Origin of the sequence: Micromonospora sp. C31, assembly GCF_018070575.1 — a bacterium.
Lineage (GTDB): Bacteria > Actinomycetota > Actinomycetes > Mycobacteriales > Micromonosporaceae > Micromonospora.
On record NZ_JAGPXN010000003.1, the window covers coordinates 264,019 to 288,588 of the forward strand.

Here is a 24,570-nt window from a genome sequence, read left to right on the forward strand (position 1 = left end):
GCCGAGCAGCGCCTCCGCCAGCGTCGGGTCGACGTCCACGCCGGTCAGGTCGTAGCGTTCCCGGGCCGCCGCGACGAACCTGATCAGCGGCGCGCGGTCCTGCCCGGCGACGAAGCGGCGCCGCGCGGCCACCAGCAGCGCCCCGGCGAGCAGGTCGGCGTAGCGCAGCCACTGCGGCTCGGTGAACCGGCGCAACCGGCGGTCGTGCCGGCCGAGCCGCCCGTCGAGCAGGCTCCGCAGGGCGGTCGTCGGTTCGTCGGTCATGGGCGGTTCCACCTTCCTCGGTTCTGTCGGCTGCGTGGCAGGCCCACTCCGGCCCGCCGGTCGTGCCGCCTGGTGTTGGCGGCGACCAGCGCGGCGGCGGCCCGTGCCCCCTGGGCGGTCGCCTGGGCGGTCGCTGATGTCTGTGCCTGCGCCGGGACGGCGGTCAACGGCGCGACCAGCTTCCCGTCGGCCCGCTGCGGCGGCAGCGCGGGTGCCGGCTCCGGGTCGCCGGCCAGGGCGGCCCACCGGTCGATGGCCCGGCCGCCGAGCGCCAGCCGCGCCGCCACCAGGTCGAGCCGGGCTACGGCCGCCCGGAAGCGGCCCGCCGCGACCAGGTCGCCCGGGTCGCCCGCCGCGTCGGGCCGCAGCGGCAGAGCGCCCCCGGAGGCGGGGCCGGAACGCTCGGGGCGGCGGCGGATCCGGTCCTCGGCCGCGGCCAGCCACCATCGGGTCCTGGCGGCCTCGGCGGCGGCCCGGTCCGCGTCGGCGCGGGCCGCCCGCAGCCCGGCGAGCAGGTCACCGGCGCTGCCGGAGCCGGCCCGGGCCACGCCAAGGCCGGCGTGCACGAGGCTCAGCGCCCGCCAGCATTCGGTCACGGCGTCCTGCCAGGGCAGCCGCCGGCCGGGCGGTCCCGCGCCGTGCAGCAGCCCGCCGGGCGGTCCCGCGCCGTGCAGCAGCCCGCCGGCCCGGTCGGCTGCCGCGATGGTCGCCAGCCAGGCGTCGCGCAGCCGGTCGACCGCACGCTCGTGCCCCGGCAGTTCCGGCGGCACCGGCCGGCCCCGGGGCGCCGGCAGGCCGGGCGACGCCGGGCGGATCGGCGGCGGGGCGTCGCGCCGGTCGTGCAGTCGGGCCCGCGCGGCGCGCTGCGCGTCGCAGGGGCCGGGCCGTCCGCAGCCACGGCAGATCCCGGTGTACGCCTCCGTGCCGTGCTCGACCACCGTCCGCCGCGCCTCGGCCAGTTCGAGCAGTACGTGCCGGCGCAGCTCGTCGGCGTTCACGGGGCGACCCGGGCGTGCTTCACCAGCAGGGCGAAGCTCACCTCCGGGCACGGGTACGGCTCGCCGCACCCGCACATCCAGCGCGTCACGGGCCGGGGCGGGTGGGCGAACAGCACGTCGTCGGCGTCCTCGACGTCCTGCGCCGACGCGAATGACCGCCCGGCGGCGGGTGCCGTGTCGTTCTGCGGTGGCGCGTGGTCGTTCACCGGTACGCGGCCGGCGGGTGGTGGATCTGGTTCGTGGGGCACGAGGGGGTCTCCCGTCCGTCGATGGCGGTGCGGAATCCAGCCGGGGCCGCGTGCGGCGACCACGGCACGCCCGGCCGACCGGGGGGATCGACCGGCCGGGCGCTCTGTGCGGTGGGGAAGAACCAACTCCGGGTTGCAGACCTGGGAGCCGGTCAGGGCCAACTTTACACATGTAGTCACGGATAGCAAGGACGAGAACACATTGCTTGTCACAAGTAGTCACGCGTGATCAAATGAGCGGGCAGACCTGGGAGTCCATATGCCCGTAAAGCCCAAGTGGGAACAGCTCGCGGACCACATCCGTGGTCAGATCGAGTCAGGCGAACTTCAGCCGGGGGACCGGCTGCCCTCTACCGTCCAGCTCACGACCCAACACAACGTCTCCACCACAGTCGTCCGCCAGGCGATCCTGGTGTTGCAGACGCAGGGCTGGGTGCAGGGCGTTCACGGGCTGGGCGTCTTCGTCGCCGAACGGCAGACGGACTGACCGCTGCCGAGGGCCACGTCCCCGTACTTCCCGTAGATCTTGGCAGCCTTCGGCCCTGAGCGGGGCGCTATATCTCCAAGATCTGGCCGCCGGTGATGTCTTTACGTGATCGCGCGGTCGCGATCGGTGCGTCGATCTCGTACTCTCCTCTGTGGTCGTGGCTCGTGCGGAGGCGCGACGGTTGTCCGTGGTGGATCGGGGGAGGGCACGTGAGCGCAGCGGAGATGATCGCCAGACTGGCGGCGGCGTCGCAGAAGCTGGACGAGGCCAAGGCCAAGACGGCGGCGGCTGCCCAGGACGCGGCCGAGGCGCGGCAACTTGTCGCGGGCGCGTTGCAGGGCATCGGGGCCGGGCCGCTGATCGGGATGATCGATTCGTACCGCGAGGCGCTGATGCGGGCCGCGCAGGGCAGCGAACCGGCGAAGCAGCAGGTTCAGGAGACGATCGCCAAGGTGCACGCGCTGGGAAACTGAGCACGGGTGGTGGCGGCACAACCAGCCAACCACCCGGGCAACCCCTGACCGATGTGCTGGAGCCGGAGGCCGCTGTGCTGCTTGCGTTCGTCGTCTCCGGCAGCTTGCTTTCCTCACGCCCCCAAGGCGAGGGAAAGTGGTGGTTCAACTATCTGGACAAGGTTGAGGCGGCGATCGAGGCGGCGGGATGACCGGGGTGTCCGAGCCGGCGACGCGTGACGGTGGGGTGCTGGACGGGTTCCACCTCCGGCAGGTGCCGGGTGGCATCGGCACCGAAATCTCCGACTTCGCCAGCGAATGGGAGGACGTGCGGTCCGCCACTCGGGTGTGGGAGCGGCAGACCGACGACGGCTACCGGGTCGACCTGCGCGTCCACGTCCTGCGCGGCGACCGTCTGACCGACCTTTCGGCGCTGCGTGAGTTCCTCGCCGAATACCACGAGCGCGACCCCGCCGACTGGCCGTTGACCGAATTCCCGCACGGTGACACCACGGGGCTTCATGACGACTCGCAGGCGTTCTGGTTGGCCGAGCCCGGCGTCGCCGTCAACGTGCTGGTCGACCCCGCTCAGGTCGACCGGGGGCAGCTCCTGGCAACGGCGCTTGCCGTGGTGGCCGTCGGAGAGCGGGATGGAAGCTCGCGGTCACCTCGGTGAACCCTGAGAACGGCACGCGGTTCGCCCTCCCGGCACGATCGATCTCGACGAGCACGGGCGCTTCAGGACCATGGGCGTCGAGCGGCGGGAGTCTGCAAACGTTCCCGGCCCGGTGTCGGATCCGCCGCGGGTCGTTCGTGGAACAGGTGAAGGCAGTCGGTGCTGGCCTTCCGGGGACAAGCTCGCCTCCCGGGACAAGGGAGCCATGAGACGGCCCGGTACCTGATCTAGTTCGATGGACCATCGAGAGGCAACGGCATGGGCAAGCTCATCTACGTGACGAACGTGTCGCTTGACGGCTACATCGAGGACGAACGCGGCAGGTTCGACTGGTTCCCACCCGACGACGAGGTGTTCGCGTTCACCACCGACCTCCTGCGGTCTGTGGGCACGTTCCTCTACGGGCGGCGCCTGTACGAGGCGATGGCCGTCTGGGAGACCGACGCCGCTCTGGCCGCGCAGTCCGACCTGATGGCCGACTTCGCGAGCGCCTGGCAGGCGGCGAGCAAGGTCGTGTACTCCACCACCCTCGCCGCGGCGTCGACTGCCGACACCCGACTCGAACGCCGTTTCGACCCCGCCGCAGTACATGAACTGAAGGCCACGGCCAGCAGTGACCTCACCGTAGGGGGCGCGAACCTCGCGACGCAGGCTTTCAGGGCCGGGCTGGTCGACGAGTGCCAGCTGTTCGTCCTGCCCGTCATCGTCGGCGGGGGCAAGCCAGGGCTGCCGACAGGCATGCGCGCCGACCTTGAGCTCCTCGATGAGCGCCGGTTCCGAAACGGCGTCGTACACCTGCGCTACCGCCCTCTCGGGCAGTAGACGGCAGCCCTCATCCGGTGCCGTCGAGCCGAAGGCGGCGGTCAGGAACTCCTGGGGAGTTCCTCCGGCCACCGCTGGCGGTCGACGCTGGTCTCCCACTCGGCCACCGGGCCTGACCCTCCAGCGCGGGCCGCGGCCCGGTCGACGACCGGGAAGTCCGCCCCGCCAACCAGCTGGTGCGTTCCGCGCCCCTGCTCGGTCTTCGCGGCCAGCACGTAGGTCGTGCCGGGCCGCAGCAGGGGCTCGCCCTCGACCCGCCAGGTGTCCTTGCCGAGGGTCCCGCCCAACTGGACCATCCGCAGCGTCTTGCCCGGGTCGCCCTTGAGGGTCTGGTCCACCGTCACGTCGAAGACCGTGTAGGGCGTGCCGTCGCGTTCCTGCACCTCGGCGATGCGGTCCACCGTCGCGACGACGACGTAGTCGGCGAACCCGGCCACCTTCGTCTCGTCCTTCACGTCGAACGCGTAGGACGAGTGCACCGAGTGCATCTCACCCGCGCGCAGCGAGTCGTAGGCGAACCACCCGCCAGAGGCCACCGCGACGGCGGCGGCACCTGCGACCAGCGGTCGAACAAGGCGGCGCTCCATGCTCAGTACCCCCACCCCCCCCGGCGGCAGATCCGATGATCTCGCCGGGCGACGAACGAACAAGTGTCTGACACACTCGGCGGCGTGTTTGTCACCATCACGCTACGAAACGTCGGCACGGCTGCCATCACGGTTGGGCTCCTCGTCGCCGTGCTGACCCTCGGGACCGCCAGCGACCGTCCATTCATCCTCGCTGGGCTGCTCGTCCTCGTCGGTACGGGCCTCCGGTTGGAGGCTGCCGTCCGCGCTCGGGCCGTCGGAGGTTGTCGCACCCCGGATGTCGGATAGGCGATAGGTCCCCGTCGAGAGGTGTCCGTGTTGATCGTGGGCCCCTATCCTGACGTGTTCATCGGGGCCTATGGACGTGGGGAAACGTGGATCCTCGACAGGTGCGACGCCTGGCGGAGCACTCCGCCAACTTCGGCTTTCTGAAAGACCATCCGCTGCTCGTCTGGTACGGGGCGGGTGCCGAGCTGCTCGTCTACGTCGACGCGCAGTCGGCGATGTTCAAGATCCGGGCGTTCGGCGACGAGCTGGCGAAGGATCTGCTGCGCCGCACGGGCCAGCGACCCCGCGGCGACTTCTTCCGCCGGGTGGAGGCGCTGCACGCCGACGGCACCCTGACCAGCGAGGTCTATCGCGCCTTCCACAGCCTGCGCGACCAGGGCAACAGGGCGGTGCACGACCATCTGGCCGAGGCGCGGGCCGCGCTGGAGATGCTGCGTACCTGCTTCGAGTTGGGGGTCTGGTTCCACCGGGCGCTGACCGGTGACCGTACGCCGATCGGTTTCGTCCCACCGACGCCGCCCGCGCAGCAGGTCCCGCGCAGCGTCGCCGAGGCCCTCCGGGCGGAGCTGGACCGATACCGCGCGGAGCTGGCCGAGGCGAAGCTGCTGCTCACCGGCGCGCAGTCCGTCGCGCAGGCGCGGGCGGCGGCCGCGCAGGCCGCCGACCAGGCGGTCCGCGCCGCCGCCGCCGGCCGCGACACGGCCGCCGCCCTGGTCGACAGCCTCGAACCGGCGGTCCGCGCGGAGCAGGAGCGCCGCGACGCCGCCCGACCCGGCCGCGTGTCGGCCGCCCGCCGGGAGGAGTTCATCGCCCGGGCCCGCCGCGCCTCCCGGGGGCCGCTGAACGAGGCGCAGACCCGCGTCGAGATCGACCGGCAGCTCGGCGAGGCCGGCTGGCAGGTCCAGAACGAGGAGCACATCAACCTGTACGCGGGCACGGGTGTCGCCGTCCGCGAGGTCACCCTCGCCGGTGGCCGGGCCGACTACCTGCTGTACGTCGAGCAGAAGCTGGTCGGCGTCATCGAGGCCAAGCGGGAGGGCACCGCCCCGCGCGGCGTGGAGGCGCAGCTCGACCGCTACCTGCGGGGGCTGACCCCCGAGCAGACCCTGCGCGCCTGGCGGCGGGACGCCCCGCTGCCGTTCGGCTACGTCGCCACCGGCACCCAGACCGCGTTCGTGAACCGGCTCGACCCGCACCCGCGTACCCGGGAGATCTTCGCCTTCCACCGGCCCGAGACCCTGGCGCGGTGGATGCGGGAGGCCGACGACGACCCGGCGGCGCCGACGCTGCGGGCCCGGCTGCGCCGGATGCCGGAGCTGGACGCGACCGGCCTGCGGCCCGCGCAGGTCGACGCGATCGTGGGCCTGGAACGGTCGCTGGCCGACGACCATCCCCGGTCGCTGATCCAGATGGCCACGGGTGCGGGGAAGACCTTCACCGCGGTCACCGCCAGCTACCGGCTGCTGAGGCACGCCCGCGCCGGCCGGATCCTGTTCCTGGTCGACCGCAACAACCTGGGCAAGCAGACCCTCCAGGAGTACGCGGGCTTCCAGACCCCGGGCGACGGGCGGAAGTTCACCGAACTTTATCCCGTGGACCGGCTCTCCGGCGCGGGTCTGCTCGACTCCTCGACCGTGGTGATCTCCACGATCCAGCGCCTGTACGCGGCGCTGCGCGGCGACGACCTGCCCGACCCGGACGCCGACGACCGCGCCTACGATGACTACGAGCTGGACGCCCCGGCGGAGGTCGGCTACCAGCCGCGCATCCCGCCGGAGACGTTCGACCTGATCGTGGTGGACGAGTGCCACCGCTCGATCTACGGCCGGTGGCGTGCCGTGATCGAATACTTCGACGCGTTCGTGGTGGGCCTGACCGCCACCCCCGTCAAGCAGACCCTCGGCTTCTTCCAGCAGCACCTCGTCTCGCAGTACACCTACGAGCAGGCGGTCGCCGACGGCGTCAACGTCGGCTTCGACGTCTACCGGATCAGGACGCAGATCACCGACGCGGGCGCGACCATCGACGCCCGCACGGTGGTGCCGCTGCGGGACCGGCGCACCCGCGCCGAGCGCTACCAGGAGCTGGAGGACGACTTCACCTACGACGCCGGGCAGGTGGGCCGCTCGGTGATCTCGAAGGGCCAGCTCCGGCTGGTGCTGGAGACGTTCCGCGACCGCCTGTTCACCGAGATCTTCCCCGGCCGCGACACCGTGCCCAAGACGCTGATCTTCGCCCGCGACGACAACCACGCCGAGGAGATCGTCACGATGGTGCGGCAGGTCTTCGGGCGGGGCAACGACTTCGCCGCGAAGATCACCTACGCGTCGCGCCGCGACGGCGACAACCCCGACACGCTGCTCCAGGCGTTCCGCAACAGCCCGGAGCTGCGCATCGCCGTCACCGTCGACATGATCGCCACCGGCACCGACGTACGCCCGCTGGAGTGCGTGTTCTTCCTTCGGCCGGTGCGCAGCGCCACCTACTTCGAGCAGATGAAGGGCCGTGGGGCCCGCACCATCGACGCCGCCGAGTTCCAGGCCGTCACGCCCGACGCCCAGGTCAAGGACCGGTTCGTCATCGTCGACGCGGTCGGCGTCACCGAAGCCGACCTGGACGAGGCGGTGCCGCTGAACCGGCACTCCGAGAAGCAGATCTCCCTGCGGGACCTGCTGAAGAAGGCCGGCACCCTGACCGCCGACCCCGACGAGGTGTCGACCCTCGCCGCCCGGCTGGCCCGCCTCGACCGGCAGCTCACCGACGCCGAACGCGAGGAACTCGCCGACCTGGGTGGGCAGCCGCTCACCGGGATCGTGCGGGGCCTGGTCGACGCCGTCGCGCCCGAACAGCTCAACCCGGCCAAGGCCGCCGGCCCCACCGCCGTACGCGACCTGCTGGCCGACGCCCTGCGCCCGCTCGCCGCGAACCCGGAGCTGCGCGAACGCATCCTGGAGATCCGGCGGGCCCACGACATCACCATCGACGAGGTCAACACCGACACCCTGCTGTCGGCGCGGGGCGTGCCGGCCGAGGAGCGGGCGCAGGTCACCGTCAAGGACTGGCACGCCTACCTGGAGGAACACCGCGCCGAGATCACCGCCCTCCAGGTGTTCTACGAGGGGCACGGCCGGATCGGCTACGACGACCTGAAGGACCTGGCCCGACGCATCGCCCGCCCGCCGCAGGCATGGACGCCGGAGACGCTGTGGAAGGCGTACGTGCTGCTCGGGCGCACCGCCGACGCGCCCGGCACCCGGGGCGTCACCGACCTGGTCAGTCTCATCCGCTACGAGTTGGGACTCGACACCGAGCTGCGCCCCTACCGCAGCCTCGTGGAGGAACGCTTCCGTGGGTGGCTGCTGCGGCAGGAACAGGCGGGAGCTACCTTCACAGCCGATCAGGTGTGGTGGCTGGAAAGGATCAGAGACGTGATATCGGTCAGCGTGGAGATCACGCCGGACGACCTGGACGGCGCACCGTTCACCGAACGCGGCGGCATCGACGGGTACGCGGGCACCTTCGGCCACCGCGCCGAACCCCTCCTCACCGAACTCAACCAGGAGCTGTCCGCGTGACCGATCTACCGGCCGGCTGGGTCCACGTACGGCTCGATGAGATAGCCGAGGTACGGCTGGGACGTCAGCGGTCACCCAAGAATCACAGTGGCTTACAAATGCGACCCTATCTTCGAGCAGCAAATGTCGACTGGAGCGGCTTGAAGCTCGACGACGTTAAGTTCATGAACTTTACGGATGAGGAATTGGAGAACTATCGGCTTCGGCCTGGCGACATTGTCGTGGGTGAGGCGTCAGGGAGTCCGGGCGAAGTCGGCAAACCTGCGATTTGGGCCGATGAGATTGAAGATTGCTGTCTTCAGAATACGCTCATCCGTGTTCGCAGCTTTGGCGTCGAACCCAAGTTCCTCTTACATCTTCTCCGGCACGAAGCGCGTCGAGGTGCATTCGTAGACCAGTCTCGCGGCGTAGGTATTCACCACCTAGGCGTGGCTAGGCTCGCTTCGTGGCCCATTTCTCTTCCACCGTTCAGTGAGCAGTGCCGCATAGTTGAATCTGTTGAAAAACACCTCTCGCGCCTTGAAGCAGCGGATAATCTAGTCACTGCGGCGCGGGCGCGTACTAGGCGGATCAGAACCTCCCTGCTGCGAAGATGGTTTGTCGGCGAAGACGCGATCCTGAGTGGGTGTGCCCAAGGTTCGCTTGCCCAAGTTGCCCGCATTGCTGGGGGTCAGACGCCGCGCGGGATCGCCGAACTACTTCACGGTTGCGCGGCCCCGGACAGCCTGCCCTTCGTCAAGGTTGGCGACATGAACGCTGGCGACGGTTTGACAATTGGAGAATCGCGAACCTACATAGAGCCTTCGGATGCTAGAAGACTCAAGCTTCGCGTATGGCCTGCCGGAACGATCATACTTCCGAAACGAGGCGGTGCAATTGCGACGAATAAGAAACGGATACTTAGTCGAGATGCCGCCATTGACCTGAACCTCATGGGCGTATCCCCCACGGAAGTCCTCTTCTCCTCGTATCTGTGGTGCTGGTTTGAGCACCTAGATCTAAGAGGGCTGGCCGATGGCTCAAACGTCCCGCAGATCAACTATGGCGACCTTGCTTCATTAGTGCTTCCTGTTCCCTCAGTGGCGGTGCAGCGAGAGGTGTCCGAAGCCATCATGAAGGCCTTCGACGGTGTAGCCCGGCTTGCGGCCGGCATCGAGAGGGCCCAGGCAGACCGACTGCGAACGGCGCTACTTAGGGAGGCGTTTGCGGGGCGGTTGGTGCCGCAGGATCCGAACGACGAGCCCGCCTCGGAGCTGCTGGCCCGGATTCGGGCCGAGCGTCAGGCCGCCCTGCCGAAGCAGAAGGCGCGATCCTCGCGTACCAGAAAAGAGCTGGCGGCACCGCCGACCAGGGTGACCGGCGACGACTACCGGCAGGAGACTTTGCCGCTGTGAGCACTGTGGATTCGCGCCGGCTGGTGCAGAAGCTGTGGAACTACTGCGACGTGCTGCGCGACGATGGCGTGTCGACCATCGACTACGTGGAGCAGTTGACGTTCCTGCTGTTTCTCAAGATGGCCGACGAGCGGGCGAAGCGGTCCATGCGGCCCGAGCAGATCGTGCCCGACGAGTTGAGCTGGCAGACGCTGCTCGACGCCGAGGGCGACGCGCTCGAAGTGCAGTACCGGCACATCCTGACCGGGCTGGCCAAGGAGGGCGGCACGCTCGGCACGATCTTCCGCAAGGCGCAGAACAAGATCCAGGATCCGGCGAAGCTGAAGCGGCTCATCGTCGACCTGATCGACAAGGAGCGGTGGTCGGGCACCGGCGTCGACGTCAAGGGCGACGCCTACGAGGAGTTGCTGGCCCGGGGTGCGGAGGACGCCAAGTCGGGTGCCGGGCAGTACTTCACGCCCCGCGCGCTGACCGTCGCGATGGTCGACTGCATGCTGCCCACGCCCGACGACACGATCACCGACCCGGCGTGCGGCACCGGCGGCTTCCTGCTCGCCGCGTTCGACCACGTCCAGCGGCACCACGGCGACAGCCTCACCCCCGACCAGCGTCGCCGCCTCGCCGCCGGAGCCGTCACCGGCACGGAACTGGTCGAGGGCACCGCCCGGCTGGCCGCCATGAACATGCTGCTGCACGGCATCGGCACCCCCGGCGGTGAATCGCTGATCGCCGTCGAGGACGCCCTGGGCAAGCCGCCCAGCCGCCGCTACAGCCTGGTGCTGGCCAACCCGCCGTTCGGCCGCAGCTCCACGATCCGCTCGGTTACCGAGGCGGGCCGGGCGTCGCGCGAGGAACGGGAGATCGAACGGCCCGACTTCTGGGCCGCCACCGCCAACAAGCAGCTCAACTTCGTGCAGCACATCGCCTCGCTGCTGGAGATCGACGGCCGGGCCGCCGTCGTCCTGCCCGACAACGTGCTGTTCGAGGGCGGCGCGGGGGAGACCATCCGTCGCCGGCTGCTCAAGCAGTACGACCTGCACACCCTGCTGCGCCTGCCCACCGGCATCTTCTACGCCGGTGGGGTGAAGGCCAACGTGCTGTTCTTCGAGCGCAAGCGCGCCCGGGAGACGCCGTGGACCCAGAAGCTCTGGGTGTACGACTTCCGCACCAACCAGCACTTCACCTTGAAGCAGAACCCGCTGCGCCGCGAACACCTCCAGGATTTCGTGGACTGCTACCTGCCGGGCAAGGACCGCGCCGAGCGGGTCGAGACCGAGCGGTTCCGGGCCTTCACCTACGACGAACTGGTGGCCCGCGACAAGGTCAACCTGGACATCACCTGGCTGCGGGACGCCTCCCTGGCCGACGCCGACGCGCTGCTGCCGCCCGAGGTGATCGCTCAGGAGATCGTCGAGGACCTCCAGGCGGCGTTGCGCGAGTTCGCCGCCATCGCCGAGGCCCTGGGCGGTTCCGGGTCGAAGCCGGCCTGACACACCCACCCGTCGCACGGGTTCCCGACCTGGGCGCGATCTGCTCGGCCGGGGATCGTGCGACGGGGTGGGCGGCCTGCGGCTGTCAGCGGGAGCGGACCGGCACCCAGTCGGTGAACCGCCTGTGCAGATCCGTCGACGGTGCGTCCGGGTGCTGCTGGGCGAGCTGGTCGGCGGCCTCCTCGCGCAGCGTCACGAGGTGGACCAGGAGCCCGGCCATGTCGCCCCGGTACCTCGCGAGGAGACGCAGCTTCGCCGGGGAACAGGGCCAGGCGATCCCGCAGGCCCGGCAGCGCCACGTCGGGCGGGACGGTACGTGGAGGTGGAGGGGCGCGCTCACCGGCTGGTCCTCGCGTTCCGCCGGACCGGGGTGCGACGTGCGGCCGAGGGCGGCTGCGCGGGGCGCATCCCGTCGGGCCGTACGTACAACTCGCGACGGTCGGTCGCCTGGCCGCGCGCGTCGAGCTGATACACCTCGATCCACGTCCAGCCGTGGTACGTGACCAGGTCGGTTCGCTCGCGGATCAGCCGTACCGTGATCGGGGTGGCGAACTGCGGCGACGCCTCGCGCGTCAGCAGGTAGACGCCGGGGCTGACCCGGGGCGTCCCGTCCGGGCGGGCGCTCGCCGCCGGGGCGGCGGGGCGTGCCGCCCAACGCGACGCCGGCACGGCATTCGCGGGCCTCGGCACGGGCACAGGCGTCTCCATTCGTCGTCGGTGGGCCGAAGCGCGGACCGGGCGTCCCGCGCTCCTTCCACCCTGGACGCCCACCCCCTAACCTCGAAACAGTCACCGCCCGATCGCGGAACGTAGTGCGCGGATCCGGGCTGGCGACGAACGGTGTGGAGAGTCGTGGAAGGGCGTGGAAGCCGTGGGAATCTCGCCATCGGAATACCTGCTTCGTGAGCTGAGGCGACGCCGGGCGGCCGCCGGGTTGACCCAGGCGCAACTCGGCGAGCTGGTCTTCTGCTCGGACTCCCAGGTGAGCGCGATCGAGACCGGGACGAAGCCGCCGACCCCGCCCTACCTGGCCGCCGTCGACAAGGCGCTGGACACCGGCGGCTACTTCGCGACGCTCTGGAACGAACTGGTCAAGGGCGACGCCGCGCCGATCTGGCTGCGCGAGCTGATCCAGATCGAACGGGAGGCGACCGCCCTGCGCTGGTACGAGCACGCGTTCGTGCCGGGACTCCTCCAGACCGAGGCGTACGCCCGAGCGACCTTCCGGGCGGCGCGGACGCCGGTCGCCGAGCTGGACCAGCGGGTCGCCGCGCGGATGGAACGTCAGGCGGTGCTCGCCCGCGAGCCGAGCCCGCTGCTCTTCGTGGTGCTCGACGAGATGGTCGTCCGGCGGGCGTGCGGCGGCCCTGACGTGATGGCCGAGCAGCTCGAACATCTGCTGACCTGCGCCGAGCAGCCGCATATCCAGGTGCAGGTCGTGCCGCTGTCTGCTGGCATCTACTCAGGACTGGCCGGAGCGTTCATCCTGGCCGACCTGCCCGACGGCTCGCGCGCGGGCTACGTGGACAACCAGCTAGCCGCGCAGATCGTGGGGCAGCCGGATCTGGTTGCTAGCCTGGGCGTGTCGTGGGACGCGGTCCGCGGCGAAGCCCTCCCGTTGGGGCAATCACTCGACGTACTCAGGGAAGCGGCAAAGGCATGGACATCCTGACCGGTGCGCGCTGGCGCAAGTCGTCCCGCTCGTCGACGAACGGTGGGGCCTGCGTCGAGGTGGCCGACAACCTGCCCGGCGTCGTGGGCGTACGGGATTCGAAGGACCCGGCCGGCCCCGCGCTGCTCTTCACCCCGACCGCCTGGCGGGCCTTCGTCGCCCAGCTCGCCGACCGCGCCTGACAGTCGCCCGACGAAGCGGGCGCCCATCGGGCCGACGGCGCGGACGCACCACTGCCGCCCGAAGCCGTAGCGGGGGAGACGTTCAGACCATCGCGGAGGCGATCGCCGCAGACGGCACCGTGGCCGGGTGGGTGCGGTCCGCCGACGGGACACCGACGGCGGTGACCTGGGCCCCGGACAACACCGTACGGGCGTTGCCGGGTGCCGGCGACAGCCGGGCGGTCGACGTCGACGCCGACGGCACCGTCATCGGTCACCTGGCCGGCAAGCCGGTGCGGTGGGCGCCCGACGCCCAGCCGGAGCAGCTTCCCGGCTACGCAGGCGACCCGGACGCGTTCTGGGAACTGGCCGGGATCAGTGCGGGTGTGGTGGTGGGCCAGGAACACACCGGGAACAAGGCCCTCGGTCTGGTGTGGGCGCCCGGCGCGGCCCCGACCCTGCTCGCCGAGGGTGCGGTGGCACCCGCGGTCAACGCGCGCGGCTCGGTCGCGTACAGGCAGACCTATGAGAACAAGCAGTGGCTCCGGCAGAACGGCGTCGACCGGGCGCTGCCGTTCGGGTCGTCGCCCTATGCGATCGCCGACGTGGCCGCGCTGACCGACGACGACATCGCCTACGGCAACATCTCCTCGGCCCCGGTCCGGTGGATCTGCGCCTGACCGGGTCGGTCCAGCCCTCACCGTGACGCGGAGGCCCGGTTCGGATCCGAACCGGGCCTCCGCCGTAGCTGCCAGCCGGGCGATCAGGCGCGTTCGACGACGACCACCGGGATCTCCCGCTCGGTCTCCTGCTGGTAGCGGGCGTAGGTCGGGAAGACCCCGGTCATCACCTGCCACAGCCGGGGCCGCTCCTCGGCGGTGGCCGTGCGCGCCGTGCCCCGGAACTTCTCGGCCCCGACCTGCACGTCCACCTGCGGGTCGGCGCACAGGTTGAGATACCAGCTCGGGTGCCGCGCCGCCCCGCCGTTCGACGCCACCAGCAGGTAGCGGTCGCCGTCGCGGCCGTAGAGGAGCGCGGTGCGCCGCAGCGTGCCCGAGCGGCGCCCACGGGTGGTGATCAGCAGGGCGTCGTAGCCGTGGTACTTCCCGCCGTCGGCGCCGTCGGTCGCCACGTAGCGGCGCACGTGACTGGCCACCCACTGCACCGGACTGTCCGCAATGCTCTCCGCCATCAAGGCAGCCTATCGGTCGCATCTGGCCGGTGACCCGGGCGCGGCCGAGAACGGCGGCAAGCGCCGGGATTGCCGGTTTGTGCTCTTCGTGCGACAAGTGGTTACCCGCGCGTAACTTGTTGTTGACGAGAGTCAATCAGAGACATCATCATTCGTCCCACGATCGATCGGATCCCCCACCCGCCGTCCCCGGTCACCCCCGGGTACCTCCCGCCGGAGGTGCAGCCATGCTGCTCCGAAAGATCGTCGTCGCCACCGCCGCCACCGTCGCGCTGCTCGCGCCGGCCACCGCCGCGACGGCCGCCCCCGAGCGTTCCGCCACCGCCCCGCCCGCCACCGCTTCGCCTGCCCCGGCCACTGGGGAACGCCTCACCAGCACCGCCGCCGAGATCGCCGCCGCAGCGGCAGGCAACCCCGTCATCGTCGTGGGTGGCCTCAGCGGCATCGCCTCCGCATACGGGCCGCTGGCCACCCGGCTGCGCGCCGACGGATACCGGGTCTGGGTCTACCAGCTACCCAACCTCGGGCTCGGCGACATCCCCACCTCGGCCCGCGCGCTCAGCAGCTTCGTCGGGCAGGTCCGCGCGTACACCGGCGCGGCCAAGGTCGACCTCGTCGCCCACTCCGAGGGCGGCCTGGTGTCCCGGTACTTCATCAAGAGCCTGGGCGGAACCAGCAGCGTCGGCCGCTACGTCAGCCTCGGCACCCCGCAGTACGGCACGTACGTGGCCAACATCGTGAAGTTCCTCGGCCTGGGCAGCTGCGCCGGCATCGTCGCCTGCCAGCAGATGTCGATCGGCTCGTCGTTCCTCGCCGGCCTCAACTCAGGCGACGACACCCCCGGCACGGTCCGCTGGACGGCGGTGCGCACCATCCAGGACGAGCTGGTGCGCCCCGTCGACAACGCCAAGCTGGCCGACGGAGCGACCAATGTGCTGATCCAGTCGGCGTGCCCCCTGCGGATCGTCGGACACCTCGGCCTGGTGCTCGACGGCACCACCTACACGGTGATCCGGCAGGCCCTGCGCGACCAGGCGATCCGCCCCAACTGCTTCGCCCTGTAGCGCTCGCGTGCAGCGGGGCGGGTGGCCGTGTGCCGCCCGCCCCGCCGCCGCGTCGTCAGCCGGCCTTCGCGAGGGCCGCGTATTCGTCGTCGGTCAGCCGCACCTCGGCGGCGGCCACGTTCTCCTCCAGGTGCGCCACCGACGAGGTGCCCGGAATCGGCAGCATCACCGGCGAGCGGCGCAGCAGCCAGGCGAGAGCGAGCTGCGCGGGCGTCGCGCCGTGACCGGTGCTGATCTCGTCGAGCGGGCCGCCCGGCCGGGCCAGCTCGCCGGTGGCGATCGGGAACCACGGGATGAACGCGAGGTCGTTGCGCTCGCAGTGCTCCAGGACGGCCTCCGCGCCGCGGTCCGCCAGGTTGTAGAGATTCTGCACCGAGGCGATCGGGGTGATGCCGCGGGCCGCCTCGATCTGCTCGACGGTCACCTCGGACAGGCCGATGTGCCGGATCTTGCCCTCCTGCCTGAGCAGCGCCAGCTCCCCGAGCTGGTCGGCGAGCGGCACCTGCGGGTCGATCCGGTGCAGCTGGTAGAGCGGAATGCAGTCGAGGCCGAGGTGCCGCAGGCTCAGCTCGCACTGCTGGCGCAGGTATTCCGGGCGCCCCACCGGCCGCCAGTCGCCCGGGCCCGAGCGGGTCAGGCCGGCCTTCGTCGCGATGACCAGATCATCGGCGTACGGGTGCAGCGCCTGACGGATCAGCAGCTCGCTGACGAACGGCCCGTAGGAGTCAGCCGTGTCGATGAACGTCACGCCCAGCTCGTATGCCCGGCGCAGCACCCGCACGGCCTCGGCCGGATCCCGCGGATCGCCCCACACGCCGGGGCCGGTGATCTGCATCGCCCCGTAGCCGAGCCGGTCGACCTGGAGGTCGCCCCCGATCCGGTACGTCCCCGAGGCCTTCGCGGGCTGCTTGCCGGCGTCGTTCGCCATGCCTGGACTCTCCATCCTGCTCGTCCGTATCCGGTGACCGGTCCAGCCACCGCCGAAAAGGGCTTTCCCCCCGATCGCGGCCGGCACCACCATCGGATCGATCGAGACCGGGATCACCCGTGCCCGGGCCGTACGTGCACGGGGGTCGGCCGGTGGTCGAGGTGGGCGTGCCGGAAGGGTCGGGTCAGCGGGCACGCATCCAGCCGTAGCGCGTCGAGGATCGCCCGGTGCCGGCACTCGGCGAACAGCCGGGGCTCGTCGTCGCCCGGCACCTCCCCGCGCAGCGCCGCGCCGAGCGCGACGGGATCGACCGCGCCGACCCCCAGCGGGGCGAAGACGGCCGGGTCGTCCCCGCTCGGGCCGGGCGGGGGCGGGGCGTCCACCGGGTGGAGCGTGCCGTCGAAGCCCGCGAGGAACTCGTTGTCGTCGTCGTCCCAGTATTCCGTCACCCAGCCCCCGTCGGAGAGGTAACAGTGCGCCTCCCGGCCGTCGACGTGCAGGGTGGCCCGCATGACGCTGGAGTCGAAGACGTCGAAGGCGACCGCCGGCTCACGCGTGCGAAGAGTGATCAACTGCGCCAGGTCGTCGACCTCGGCGTAGCCGCCTTCCTCCTCCTCACGGGGCACGACCGCCCACCGGCGCTCGCCCACCCGGGTCACGTAGGCCTCGGTGCCGACGTCGGTCAGCACCGTGCGGATCTGCGCCAGCCCGCCCAGGGCCAGGATCGTCTGATAGCTCGTGCCCACGTCGGCAGGGTAGGGCGGGGGTGGGACAGTTCCCGGCCGCCCTACCCGGGTACCGCCGCGCCCCGGGTGCCGCCGCGCCCCGGGTACCCCCGCGATCCGGGTACCGCCGGAGCCCGTCGGCGGAAACGGCGCGACCGGGCCGCAACCGGGCCGGGTCGCGGGCGAAGTTGACCGGAGCGCCCGTTGCCGCCCGCCCGCCCGTGCGACGCTGGGCCGTGCCGGCTCGGCGTCGACCACGGTCGCCGCCTGCGCGACGCGGGGAGGGAGCGCCATGACGGGAGCGCCGCAGGTCGACTTCGCGCTCGACACGTACGAGTGCATCGTGCTGTATCCCGGCGCGGCCGGGCGGGCCCTGCCGGCGGAGACGGTACAGCGGTTGCAGGCCGAGCACCTGGCGCACATGCAGGCCCTGCAACGGCGGGGGATCATCCTGGTCAACGGGTCGGTCGACGGCCCGGCCCGCGAACCGGACCCGCCGATCGGCTTCGGCCTGGCCCACACCGGCTCGGTGGACGACGTGCGCAGCGTGATGGAGGCCGACCCGGCCGTCCAGGCGGGGCTCTACCGGGTGGACGTGCTGACCTTCCTGTGCCCGGCGGGCTCGCTGGAATTCCCCCTGGTCAAGACGCAGAGCTGAGCGACCCGCCGTACGGCGACGGACTTCCGGCCGGCCCACACCGGGCGGACCGGCGGGGGAGCGCCCGGCTGTCCGGTGGCGTCGGGGGCGTACGATTCCGGCGCGCGGTCGCCGATGCCCGCCGCCTCAACGTTCCGGCGTGGGTTCCGCCCGCCGGCTGCGCGCGTGACGCGCGTCGTTGGACAATGTTCCGCAGTCCGCAAGGGGTCGGCCCACTGCCCGACCCGGAGGAGAGACTAGCCTGATGGGCGTGACACGCCGCGCGAAGATCGTCTGCACTCTTGGTCCCGCCACCTCGTCGCCGGAGCGCATCCGGGGCCTCGTCGAGGCCGGCATGAACGTGGCGAGACTCAACTTCAGCCACGGCAGCCATGAGGACCACGAGGCGGTGTACCGGCTGGTCCGCGAGGCCGCCGACGCGGCCGGCCTGCCGGTGGCCGTGCTCGCCGACCTGCAGGGCCCGAAGATCCGGCTCGGCCGGTTCGCCGACGGCCCGCACGAGTGGCGCACCGGCGACTCGGTCGTCATCACCGGCGACGACGTCATCGGCACCAAGGACCGGGTCTCCTGCACCTACCGCAAGCTTCCGCAGGAGGTCAAGCCCGGCGACCGGCTGCTGATCGACGACGGCCGGGTCGCCGTCGAGGTCACCGACGTCACCGGCAACGACATCCGCTGCCTGGTCACCGAGGGCGGCCCGGTCTCCAACAACAAGGGCGTGTCGCTGCCGAACGTGGCCGTCAGCGTGCCGGCGATGTCCGAGAAGGACGCCGAGGACCTGCGCTTCGCGCTCGGCCTGGGCGTCGACCTGATCGCGCTCTCCTTCGTCCGCTCGGCCGACGACATCAAGCTGGTGCACGGCATCATGGCCGAGGAGGGCGTGCACCGGCCCGTGCTGGCCAAGGTGGAGAAGCCCGAGGCGGTCGACTGCCTGGAGCAGATCGTGCTGGCCTTCGACGGCGTCATGGTCGCCCGCGGCGACCTCGGCGTGGAGCTGCCGCTGGACCAGGTGCCGCTCGTGCAGAAGCGTGCCGTGCAGCTCTGCCGGGAGAACGCCAAGCCGGTCATCGTGGCCACCCAGATGCTCGACTCCATGATCGAGAACTCCCGGCCGACCCGCGCCGAGGCCTCCGACGTGGCCAACGCCGTGCTCGACGGCGCGGACGCGGTGATGCTCTCCGGCGAGACCAGCGTCGGCAAGTACCCGGTGCTCACCGTCAGCACCATGGCGAAGATCGTCACCACCACCGAGTCCGGCTCGATCGGCGTGCCGCGCCTGCAGCACGACCCCCGTACGCACGGTGGCGCGCTCACCATCGCCGCCTCCTCGATCGCCCGGGCCATCGGCGCGAAGGCCCTGGTCGCCTTCTCGCAGACCGGTGACACCGTGCGGCGGCTGTCCCGGCTGCACTGCGACCTGCCGCTGCTCGCGTTCACGCCGGTGCCCGAGGTGCGCAACCAGCTCGCCCTCTCCTGGGGCGTGCAGACGTTCCTGATGCCGTTCGTCGAGCACACCGACGACATGTTCCGCCAGGTCGACCAGGCGCTGCTCGGGCTCGACCGCGCCAACCCCGGCGACTACGTGGTGATCGTCGCCGGCAGCCCGCCCGGCACCCCCGGCTCGACCAACACGCTGCGCGTACACCAGCTCGGGTCGCTGGTCGACGCGGCGTCGGCGCGGGCCTTGCAGTGAGCGTCGCGGACGTCGCGGTCGGGCAGGCCGCGGTCGACCAGCTCCTGGAGGTGCTCGACCTGGAACACACCGGTGGGATGACCTTCCGGGGGATGAGCCCCCCGGTCGGTCCCCAGCGGGTGTACGGCGGCCAGGTCGCCGGCCAGGCGCTGGTGGCCGCCGGACGCACCGTCGACCCGGCCCGCTTCGTGCACTCCCTGCACGGCTACTTCGTCCGCCCGGGCGACCCCGCCGAGCCGATCGTGTACGAGGTCGAGAACGTCCGCGACGGCCGCTCGTTCTCGGTGCGCCGCTCGGTGGCGCTCCAGCACGACAAGCCGATCTTCTTCATGTCGGCGTCGTTCCAACGCACCGAGGAGGGCCTGGACCACCAGGCCCCCACCCCGCCCGACGTGCCGGGCCCGGACGAGGTCCCCACGATGACCGACCGGCTCGCCCGCTACCCGGAGCGGCTCGGCATCTGGGCGCAGATCCCGCGCCCCATCGACGTCCGCTACGTCGGCGAGCCCGGCTGGGTACGCCCCGGCGACCGCCCCGCCGACCCGCACCAGCGGGTCTGGATGCGCATCGACGGCAAGCTGCCCGACGACCCGCTGCTGCACGCCTGCGCGCTGACCTACGCCTCCGACCTGACGCTGCTGGATTCGGTGCTCTCGGTGCACGGCGAGGTCTGGGGCCCCGGCGGCGTGGTGGGGGCCAGCCTCGACCACGCGCTCTGGTTCCACCGGCCGTTCCGCGCCGACGACTGGTTCCTCTACGACTGCTGGAGCCCGTCGGCCTCCGGCGCCCGGGGGCTCGCCACCGGCCGCATGTTCACCACCGACGGGCGGCACATCGCCAGCGCCGTGCAGGAAGGGCTGCTGCGCCGCGTCGGCGACTGACCGTTCCCGTCACCGCATCGCCACCGGCCGATCGGCTGAGGGGTGATCGTCCGGGCGGGGCGGCCAGGCGACTAACCTTGCCGCATGCGCCTCTCCGCCCGGGTCGACTACGCTCTCCGCGCGGTCGCCGAGCTCGCCTCGGTGACCGGCGACGCCGGGCCCGGGCGAAGCCGGCCCGTGACCGCCGACCAGATCGCCCGCGCCCAGGAGATCCCGCCGAAGTTCCTGGAGAGCATCCTGCTGCAACTGCGCCGGGGCGGCATCGTGCAGGCCCAGCGTGGCCCGGAGGGCGGCTACTGGCTGGCCCGCCCGGCCGGGGAGATCTCCCTGGCCGAGGTGATCCGGGTGATCGACGGCCCGCTCGCGCACGTGCGCGGGCACCGGCCCGAGGACCTCGGCTACCACGGCGCGGCCCAGGCCCTCCAGAAGGTCTGGATCGCGCTGCGGGCGAGCGAGCGCGAGATCCTGGAGCTGGTCACCGTCGCCGACGTGGCCGGTGGCACCCTGCCGGGCCGGGTCGTCGAGCTGGCCGCCGACCCGCGCGCCTGGACCTGAGTCGAGCTGGCCGCCGACCCGCGCGCCTGGACCTGAGTCGAGCTGGCCGGCCGCCCGCCCGGGCCTGGACCCGCCGATGCTTGACGCTGCCGCCGCCGGCCGTCCCGGATGGCCCGCCTTCGCCGAAGCGCGATCCGACCCGCACGTCGTCAGAGCATCCGCGAGGACCCGCACCGCCACGCTCACCGGCTCGTCGAACCCGCCGGGTGGCGGCGGCCGGGGGCAGTCTGTCGTCTCACTGACCGGTTGGAGGCTTGACCGGGGCGAGCCCCGTGCCGCATTGTCGACCAAGTCGATAGGAGATGCCGAAAAGTCAGGGGGCGCTCGTGCGCAAGCTGCTGGTCCTCGCGCTGGTCGGGCTCGCCGCGCAACTCGTCGACGGCGCGCTCGGCATGGCGTACGGGCTGACCTCCTCCACGTTGCTGCTGCTCGTCGGGGTGGCGCCGGCCGCCGCCTCGGCGTCCGTGCACCTGGCCGAGATCGGCACGACGCTCGCCGCCGGGGTGTCGCACTGGCGGTTCGGCAACGTCGACTGGCGGGTCGTCTCCCGGATCGCCTTCCCCGGCGCCGTGGGCGCGTTCGCCGGCGCCACCTTCCTCAGCTCGATCTCCACCGAGTCGGCAGCCCCGTGGATGGCCGGCATCCTGTTCACCCTCGGCGCGTACCTGCTGGTGCGCTTCTCCCGGCCGCTGCGCACCGACCGGCGCGGCGGCCGGCTGCGTTCCCGCTTCCTCGGCCCGCTCGGCCTGGTCGCCGGCTTCGTCGACGCCACCGGCGGCGGCGGGTGGGGGCCGGTCGCCACGCCGGCCCTGCTGGTCAGCGGGCGGATGGAACCGCGCAAGGTGATCGGTTCCGTGGACACCAGCGAGTTCGTGGTCGCCGGCGCCGCCAGCCTCGGCTTCCTGATCGGCCTCGGCTCGGAGGGCTTCCTGCTGCCCATGGTGGCCGCGCTGCTCATCGGCGGCCTGATCGCCGCGCCGATCGCGGCCTGGCTCGTACGCATCGTCCCCGCCCAACTGCTCGGCGCGACGATCGGCGGCGTGATCGTGCTGACCAACGCCCGCACGCTGATGCGTTCGGCCGACCTCGGCGGCCCGGCCCGACCGGCCGTCTACGCCCTGCTGGCCGTCGCCTGGGCCGCCGCCCTCGCGCTGGCCGTCCGGGCGCTGCTGCGCACCCGCCGCCAGCGGGCCCTCGCCGCGACCGCCCTCGCGCCCGTCTCTCCGACGGCCGTCCCGACCGACAACCGTGTCCCGGCGGTTGTCCCCTCGACGGCGGTCCCCTCGGCGGCTGTCCCCTCGACGGCGGCCCCGGCCGAGAGCCGTCTCCCGACCCCTGCGGCGGTTTTCTCGGGCGGCGACCACTGACCTCCCGCCCCTCCCGCCCCTCCCGCCCCTCCCGCGGCCCGTCGCGGAGATCTTGGTAGAAACGTGCCCCTCCAGGGGCCGCTTCGTACCAAGATCTCGCCGCCTCCGCCTCCGCCTCCGCGTCAGTGGGGGAGGAGGGTGCTCGCGGCGTCGGCGAGGAGGGTCCACGCCTCGTCGACGTGGGCCTCGGTGGTCTGCGGGGAGCCGACGGCCAGGCGCAGCGTGTACCGGCCGTTCACCCGGGTGTGCGTCAGGTGCACCCGACCCGTGGCGTTCACCCGGGCCAGCAGCTCCGCGTTGACCTCGTCGTCCGCTGCCAGCCGGAAGCACACCAGCGAGTACGGGTGCGCCCCCACCAGCGCGAACCGGTCGTCGGCGCGGACCCGGTCGGCGAAGCGGGCGGCGAGCGCCACGCCGGAGCGGATGTGCGCCCGCAGCCCCTCGGTGCCGTACCAGCGCAGCACGAACCAGAGCTTCAACGCCCGGAACCGGCGGCCCAGCGGCACCTGCCAGTCCCGGTAGTCGATCACCGCGCCGGACTCGGTGGCGGCGTTGCGCAGGTACTCCGGCAGTACGCTGAGCGCCTCGATCAGCTCCGCCGTGTCGGCCACCCAGAACGCGTCGCAGTCGAAGCCGGTCAGCAGCCACTTGTGCGGGTCGAAGCAGTACGAGTCGGCGTACTCCAGGCCGGCGTGCCCGAACCGCAGCTCGGGGCAGACCGCCGCCGCCCCCGCGTACGCGGCGTCGACGTGCAGGAAGATCCCGTACTCGGCGCAGATCGCCCCGATCTCCGGCAGCGGGTCGATCGCGGTCGTGGAGGTGGTGCCGACGGTGGCCACCACGATCGCCGGTACGACGCCGGCGGCCACGTCCGCCTCGATCGCCGCGCGCAGCGCCGACGGGGACATCGCCTGCGTACCCGGGTCGACCTCGACCGGCCGTACGCCCTCGGCGCCCAGCCCGGCGATCCGCGCGGCCTTCTCGATGGACGAGTGGCCCTGGGTAGAGGCGTAGGCGCGGTAGCGGCGGTCGACGCCGACCTCGCGCCACCGGCCGCCACCGGCGCGGTGCAGCGCGACCAGGGTCGCCACCAGCGTCGCCGAGGACGCCGAGTCCTGGATCACCCCGCCGCCGCCGGAGCCGGTGCGGAACCGCTCCGGCAGGGCCAGCAGGTCGGCGAGCCAGTCCAGCAGCACCGTCTCCAGTTCCGTGCACGCCGGCCCGGTCGCCCAGAGCATCCCCTGCACGCCCAGCCCGGCGCTGACCAGGTCACCGAGAACGCTGGGCCCCGAGGTGTTGGCCGGGAAGTAGCCGAAGAAACCGGGGTGCTGCCAGTGGGTCAGCCCCGGCGTGATCAGGGTGTCCAGGTCGGCGAGGACGGCCTCCACCGGCTCGCCGTGCTCCGGCGGGCCGGCCGGCAGCCGGGCGGCCACCGTCCCGGGCGGGTCCGGCGAGGTCACCGGGCGCCGCTCCAGCGTCGCCCAGTAGTCGGCGATCCAGTCCACCACGGCGTGCCCGGCGCGGCGGAACTCGTCCGGGGTCATGTGCTCAGCCACGCCCTGAGTCGATCAAGAATCGGGCCCGGGGGCAAGCTGACCCGGGGGACAGGGGTGCTCTGAGCAGTGCAGTCCCCGGGAGGGCCGGGGCGGTGGAGGGCCGGGGCGTAGCATCGTAGGTGCGCGGAGCCACCCCCTCGACGCCGCACCGACAGGCCGGAGCACCGGCGCCGGGATCCCGGCGTCGACGCTGCGGCGACCGGTCGGCGTCGGACCACCGCCGCCAGCGCGGCGCACCCTCCCGCCGGCCCGGGCAGGCCGGCGGCGACGCCCGCGCGCCCGACCTCCCCGGAGGACATCCCCATGCCCGTCACCCCCCGCCGCGTCGCGCTGCTGGCCGCGGGCGCCGCGGCCGCGCTCGTCGCCGGCGCGTTTCCCACCCTCACCGCCACGGCCGCCGCCACCGGCTGCCGCGTCGAGCACCGGATCACCAACCAGTGGCCCGGCGGCTTCGGCGCCGACGTCGCCGTCACCAACCTGGGCGACCCGGTGAACGGGTGGAGCCTCACCTGGTCGTACACCGCCGGCCAGCAGGTCACCCAGGCGTGGAACGCCGTCGTCAGCCAGTCCGGTGCCCAGGTCACCGCCCGCAACGTCGACCACAACGCCGCGATCGGCACCGGCGGCAGCGCCACGTTCGGCTTCAACGGCTCCTGGAACGGCAGCAATCCGGCGCCGACCGGCTTCGCCCTGAACGGCACCGCCTGCACCGGCGCCGTCCCCACCGACGGCCCCCCCACCGCCCCCCCCCCCCCCCCCCCCCCCCCCCCCCCCCCCCCCCCCCCCCCCCCCCCCCCCCCCCCCCCCCCCCCCCCCCCCCCCCCCCCCCCCCCCGCG

Annotated in this window: 26 protein-coding genes; 17 read left to right on the forward strand and 9 right to left on the reverse strand. The window is 72.1% G+C overall.

The window, feature by feature from the left end:
* Positions 1–260: 260 nt before the first annotated feature.
* On the reverse strand, positions 261–1,262 hold the full coding sequence (locus tag KBX06_RS07815) for a hypothetical protein (protein WP_210833544.1): 1,002 nt from the start codon (positions 1,260–1,262) through the stop codon (positions 261–263).
* Positions 1,259–1,510, reverse strand: coding sequence for a hypothetical protein (locus tag KBX06_RS07820; RefSeq protein ID WP_210833545.1), 252 nt, complete (start codon positions 1,508–1,510; stop codon positions 1,259–1,261). The genes KBX06_RS07815 and KBX06_RS07820 overlap by 4 nt, the downstream gene beginning before the upstream one ends.
* A 259-nt stretch (positions 1,511–1,769) precedes the next feature.
* On the opposite strand from KBX06_RS07820, the gene KBX06_RS07825 reads away from it, so the two are divergent.
* From KBX06_RS07825 to KBX06_RS07840, 4 genes are all read left to right on the forward strand, one after another.
* Entirely contained in the window at positions 1,770–1,997 is a 228-nt protein-coding gene (locus KBX06_RS07825; RefSeq protein WP_210833546.1) for a winged helix-turn-helix domain-containing protein, read from the forward strand.
* Between the two features lie 209 nt (positions 1,998–2,206).
* Positions 2,207–2,470 (forward strand): DUF6244 family protein, encoded by a 264-nt coding sequence (locus KBX06_RS07830; RefSeq protein ID WP_091076450.1) that lies wholly within the window; start codon positions 2,207–2,209, stop codon positions 2,468–2,470.
* 187 nt (positions 2,471–2,657) lie between these two features.
* On the forward strand, positions 2,658–3,125 hold the full coding sequence (locus tag KBX06_RS07835; RefSeq protein WP_210833547.1) for a hypothetical protein: 468 nt from the start codon (positions 2,658–2,660) through the stop codon (positions 3,123–3,125).
* 258 nt (positions 3,126–3,383) lie between these two features.
* Positions 3,384–3,947, forward strand: a complete 564-nt coding sequence (locus KBX06_RS07840) for a dihydrofolate reductase family protein (protein ID WP_210833548.1) — start codon at positions 3,384–3,386, stop codon at positions 3,945–3,947.
* Positions 3,948–3,988: 41 nt separating this feature from the next.
* Here KBX06_RS07840 and KBX06_RS07845 read toward each other — a convergent pair whose 3' ends face one another.
* Positions 3,989–4,534: a hypothetical protein gene (locus KBX06_RS07845; protein ID WP_247685385.1), complete on the reverse strand. Its 546-nt coding sequence runs from the start codon at positions 4,532–4,534 to the stop codon at positions 3,989–3,991.
* Positions 4,535–4,923: 389 nt separating this feature from the next.
* Here KBX06_RS07845 and KBX06_RS07850 point away from each other — a divergent pair, with 389 nt between their 5' ends.
* The 3 genes from KBX06_RS07850 to KBX06_RS07860 are packed head-to-tail and all read left to right on the forward strand — an operon-like array spanning position 4,924 to position 11,281.
* Complete coding sequence (locus tag KBX06_RS07850; protein WP_210833550.1) at positions 4,924–8,397, forward strand: DEAD/DEAH box helicase family protein; 3,474 nt, start codon at positions 4,924–4,926, stop codon at positions 8,395–8,397.
* Positions 8,394–9,791 (forward strand): restriction endonuclease subunit S, encoded by a 1,398-nt coding sequence (locus KBX06_RS07855; RefSeq protein ID WP_210833551.1) that lies wholly within the window; start codon positions 8,394–8,396, stop codon positions 9,789–9,791. Before KBX06_RS07850 ends, KBX06_RS07855 begins: the two co-directional genes overlap by 4 nt.
* Entirely contained in the window at positions 9,788–11,281 is a 1,494-nt protein-coding gene (locus KBX06_RS07860) for a class I SAM-dependent DNA methyltransferase (RefSeq protein ID WP_307854492.1), read from the forward strand. The genes KBX06_RS07855 and KBX06_RS07860 overlap by 4 nt, the downstream gene beginning before the upstream one ends.
* 85 nt (positions 11,282–11,366) lie before the next feature.
* Here KBX06_RS07860 and KBX06_RS07865 read toward each other — a convergent pair whose 3' ends face one another.
* Together KBX06_RS07865 and KBX06_RS07870 are read right to left on the reverse strand one after the other, a co-directional pair.
* The gene (locus KBX06_RS07865; RefSeq protein WP_210833552.1) at positions 11,367–11,621 is read right to left on the reverse strand and encodes a flavin reductase; all 255 of its coding nucleotides are present in this window, start codon (positions 11,619–11,621) and stop codon (positions 11,367–11,369) included.
* Entirely contained in the window at positions 11,618–11,950 is a 333-nt protein-coding gene (locus tag KBX06_RS07870) for a hypothetical protein (protein ID WP_307854493.1), read from the reverse strand. The genes KBX06_RS07865 and KBX06_RS07870 overlap by 4 nt, the downstream gene beginning before the upstream one ends.
* A gap of 193 nt (positions 11,951–12,143) precedes the next feature.
* Between KBX06_RS07870 and KBX06_RS07875 the strand changes: the two genes are divergently transcribed.
* The 3 genes from KBX06_RS07875 to KBX06_RS07885 all read left to right on the forward strand — a co-directional run bounded on the left by KBX06_RS07875 (position 12,144) and on the right by KBX06_RS07885 (position 13,794).
* The gene (locus KBX06_RS07875; RefSeq protein WP_374225590.1) at positions 12,144–12,953 is read left to right on the forward strand and encodes a helix-turn-helix transcriptional regulator; all 810 of its coding nucleotides are present in this window, start codon (positions 12,144–12,146) and stop codon (positions 12,951–12,953) included.
* Complete coding sequence (locus KBX06_RS07880; RefSeq protein WP_210833554.1) at positions 12,941–13,135, forward strand: DUF397 domain-containing protein; 195 nt, start codon at positions 12,941–12,943, stop codon at positions 13,133–13,135. The genes KBX06_RS07875 and KBX06_RS07880 overlap by 13 nt, the downstream gene beginning before the upstream one ends.
* A 161-nt stretch (positions 13,136–13,296) precedes the next feature.
* On the forward strand, positions 13,297–13,794 hold the full coding sequence (locus KBX06_RS07885) for a hypothetical protein (protein ID WP_210833555.1): 498 nt from the start codon (positions 13,297–13,299) through the stop codon (positions 13,792–13,794).
* Positions 13,795–13,877: 83 nt separating this feature from the next.
* Here KBX06_RS07885 and KBX06_RS07890 read toward each other — a convergent pair whose 3' ends face one another.
* On the reverse strand, positions 13,878–14,306 hold the full coding sequence (locus KBX06_RS07890) for a nitroreductase family deazaflavin-dependent oxidoreductase (protein ID WP_210833556.1): 429 nt from the start codon (positions 14,304–14,306) through the stop codon (positions 13,878–13,880).
* A 227-nt stretch (positions 14,307–14,533) separates the two neighbouring features.
* On the opposite strand from KBX06_RS07890, the gene KBX06_RS07895 reads away from it, so the two are divergent.
* Positions 14,534–15,370: an alpha/beta fold hydrolase gene (locus tag KBX06_RS07895; RefSeq protein WP_210833557.1), complete on the forward strand. Its 837-nt coding sequence runs from the start codon at positions 14,534–14,536 to the stop codon at positions 15,368–15,370.
* 55 nt (positions 15,371–15,425) lie between these two features.
* Here KBX06_RS07895 and KBX06_RS07900 read toward each other — a convergent pair whose 3' ends face one another.
* Both KBX06_RS07900 and KBX06_RS07905 read right to left on the reverse strand, forming a co-directional pair.
* On the reverse strand, positions 15,426–16,298 hold the full coding sequence (locus KBX06_RS07900; protein ID WP_210833558.1) for an aldo/keto reductase: 873 nt from the start codon (positions 16,296–16,298) through the stop codon (positions 15,426–15,428).
* Positions 16,299–16,411: 113 nt separating this feature from the next.
* Positions 16,412–17,044 carry a hypothetical protein gene (locus KBX06_RS07905; RefSeq protein WP_210833559.1) on the reverse strand — a complete coding sequence of 211 codons (633 nt, stop codon included), beginning with the start codon at positions 17,042–17,044 and terminating at the stop codon, positions 16,412–16,414.
* A 271-nt stretch (positions 17,045–17,315) separates the two neighbouring features.
* Here KBX06_RS07905 and KBX06_RS07910 point away from each other — a divergent pair, with 271 nt between their 5' ends.
* From KBX06_RS07910 to KBX06_RS07930, 5 genes are all read left to right on the forward strand, one after another.
* Positions 17,316–17,681: a YciI family protein gene (locus tag KBX06_RS07910; protein WP_210833560.1), complete on the forward strand. Its 366-nt coding sequence runs from the start codon at positions 17,316–17,318 to the stop codon at positions 17,679–17,681.
* Between the two features lie 244 nt (positions 17,682–17,925).
* Positions 17,926–19,374: a pyruvate kinase gene (pyk, locus tag KBX06_RS07915; protein WP_210833561.1), complete on the forward strand. Its 1,449-nt coding sequence runs from the start codon at positions 17,926–17,928 to the stop codon at positions 19,372–19,374.
* Entirely contained in the window at positions 19,371–20,255 is an 885-nt protein-coding gene (locus tag KBX06_RS07920) for an acyl-CoA thioesterase II (protein WP_210833562.1), read from the forward strand. The genes pyk and KBX06_RS07920 overlap by 4 nt, the downstream gene beginning before the upstream one ends.
* 84 nt (positions 20,256–20,339) lie before the next feature.
* A complete protein-coding gene (locus KBX06_RS07925; protein WP_210833563.1) occupies positions 20,340–20,810 on the forward strand; it encodes an Rrf2 family transcriptional regulator in 471 nt (156 codons plus the stop codon).
* Positions 20,811–21,136: 326 nt separating this feature from the next.
* Positions 21,137–22,177, forward strand: a complete 1,041-nt coding sequence (locus KBX06_RS07930) for a sulfite exporter TauE/SafE family protein (RefSeq protein WP_210833584.1) — start codon at positions 21,137–21,139, stop codon at positions 22,175–22,177.
* Positions 22,178–22,299: 122 nt separating this feature from the next.
* On the opposite strand, the gene KBX06_RS07935 is transcribed toward KBX06_RS07930, so the two are convergent.
* A complete protein-coding gene (locus tag KBX06_RS07935) occupies positions 22,300–23,733 on the reverse strand; it encodes a pyridoxal-dependent decarboxylase (RefSeq protein WP_307854495.1) in 1,434 nt (477 codons plus the stop codon).
* Positions 23,734–24,036: 303 nt separating this feature from the next.
* On the opposite strand from KBX06_RS07935, the gene KBX06_RS07940 reads away from it, so the two are divergent.
* A partial coding sequence (locus KBX06_RS07940; RefSeq protein ID WP_210833564.1) for a cellulose-binding domain-containing protein occupies positions 24,037–24,570 on the forward strand: 534 nt, incomplete at its 3' end.

What these genes read in the sequence shown, in the direction of transcription:
- KBX06_RS07890 (WP_210833556.1), bottom strand. Translation starts at nt 14,306, where the DNA reads ATGGCGGAGAGCATTGCGGACAGTCCGGTGCAGTGGGTGGCCAGTCAC.
- KBX06_RS07895 (WP_210833557.1), top strand. Translation starts at nt 14,534, where the DNA reads ATGCTGCTCCGAAAGATCGTCGTCGCCACCGCCGCCACCGTCGCGCTG.
- KBX06_RS07925 (WP_210833563.1), top strand. Translation starts at nt 20,340, where the DNA reads ATGCGCCTCTCCGCCCGGGTCGACTACGCTCTCCGCGCGGTCGCCGAG.
- KBX06_RS07880 (WP_210833554.1), top strand. Translation starts at nt 12,941, where the DNA reads ATGGACATCCTGACCGGTGCGCGCTGGCGCAAGTCGTCCCGCTCGTCG.
- KBX06_RS07845 (WP_247685385.1), bottom strand. Translation starts at nt 4,534, where the DNA reads ATGGAGCGCCGCCTTGTTCGACCGCTGGTCGCAGGTGCCGCCGCCGTC.
- KBX06_RS07825 (WP_210833546.1), top strand. Translation starts at nt 1,770, where the DNA reads ATGCCCGTAAAGCCCAAGTGGGAACAGCTCGCGGACCACATCCGTGGT.
- KBX06_RS07900 (WP_210833558.1), bottom strand. Translation starts at nt 16,298, where the DNA reads ATGGCGAACGACGCCGGCAAGCAGCCCGCGAAGGCCTCGGGGACGTAC.
- KBX06_RS07910 (WP_210833560.1), top strand. Translation starts at nt 17,316, where the DNA reads ATGACGGGAGCGCCGCAGGTCGACTTCGCGCTCGACACGTACGAGTGC.
- pyk (WP_210833561.1), top strand. Translation starts at nt 17,926, where the DNA reads ATGGGCGTGACACGCCGCGCGAAGATCGTCTGCACTCTTGGTCCCGCC.
- KBX06_RS07840 (WP_210833548.1), top strand. Translation starts at nt 3,384, where the DNA reads ATGGGCAAGCTCATCTACGTGACGAACGTGTCGCTTGACGGCTACATC.
- KBX06_RS07835 (WP_210833547.1), top strand. Translation starts at nt 2,658, where the DNA reads ATGACCGGGGTGTCCGAGCCGGCGACGCGTGACGGTGGGGTGCTGGAC.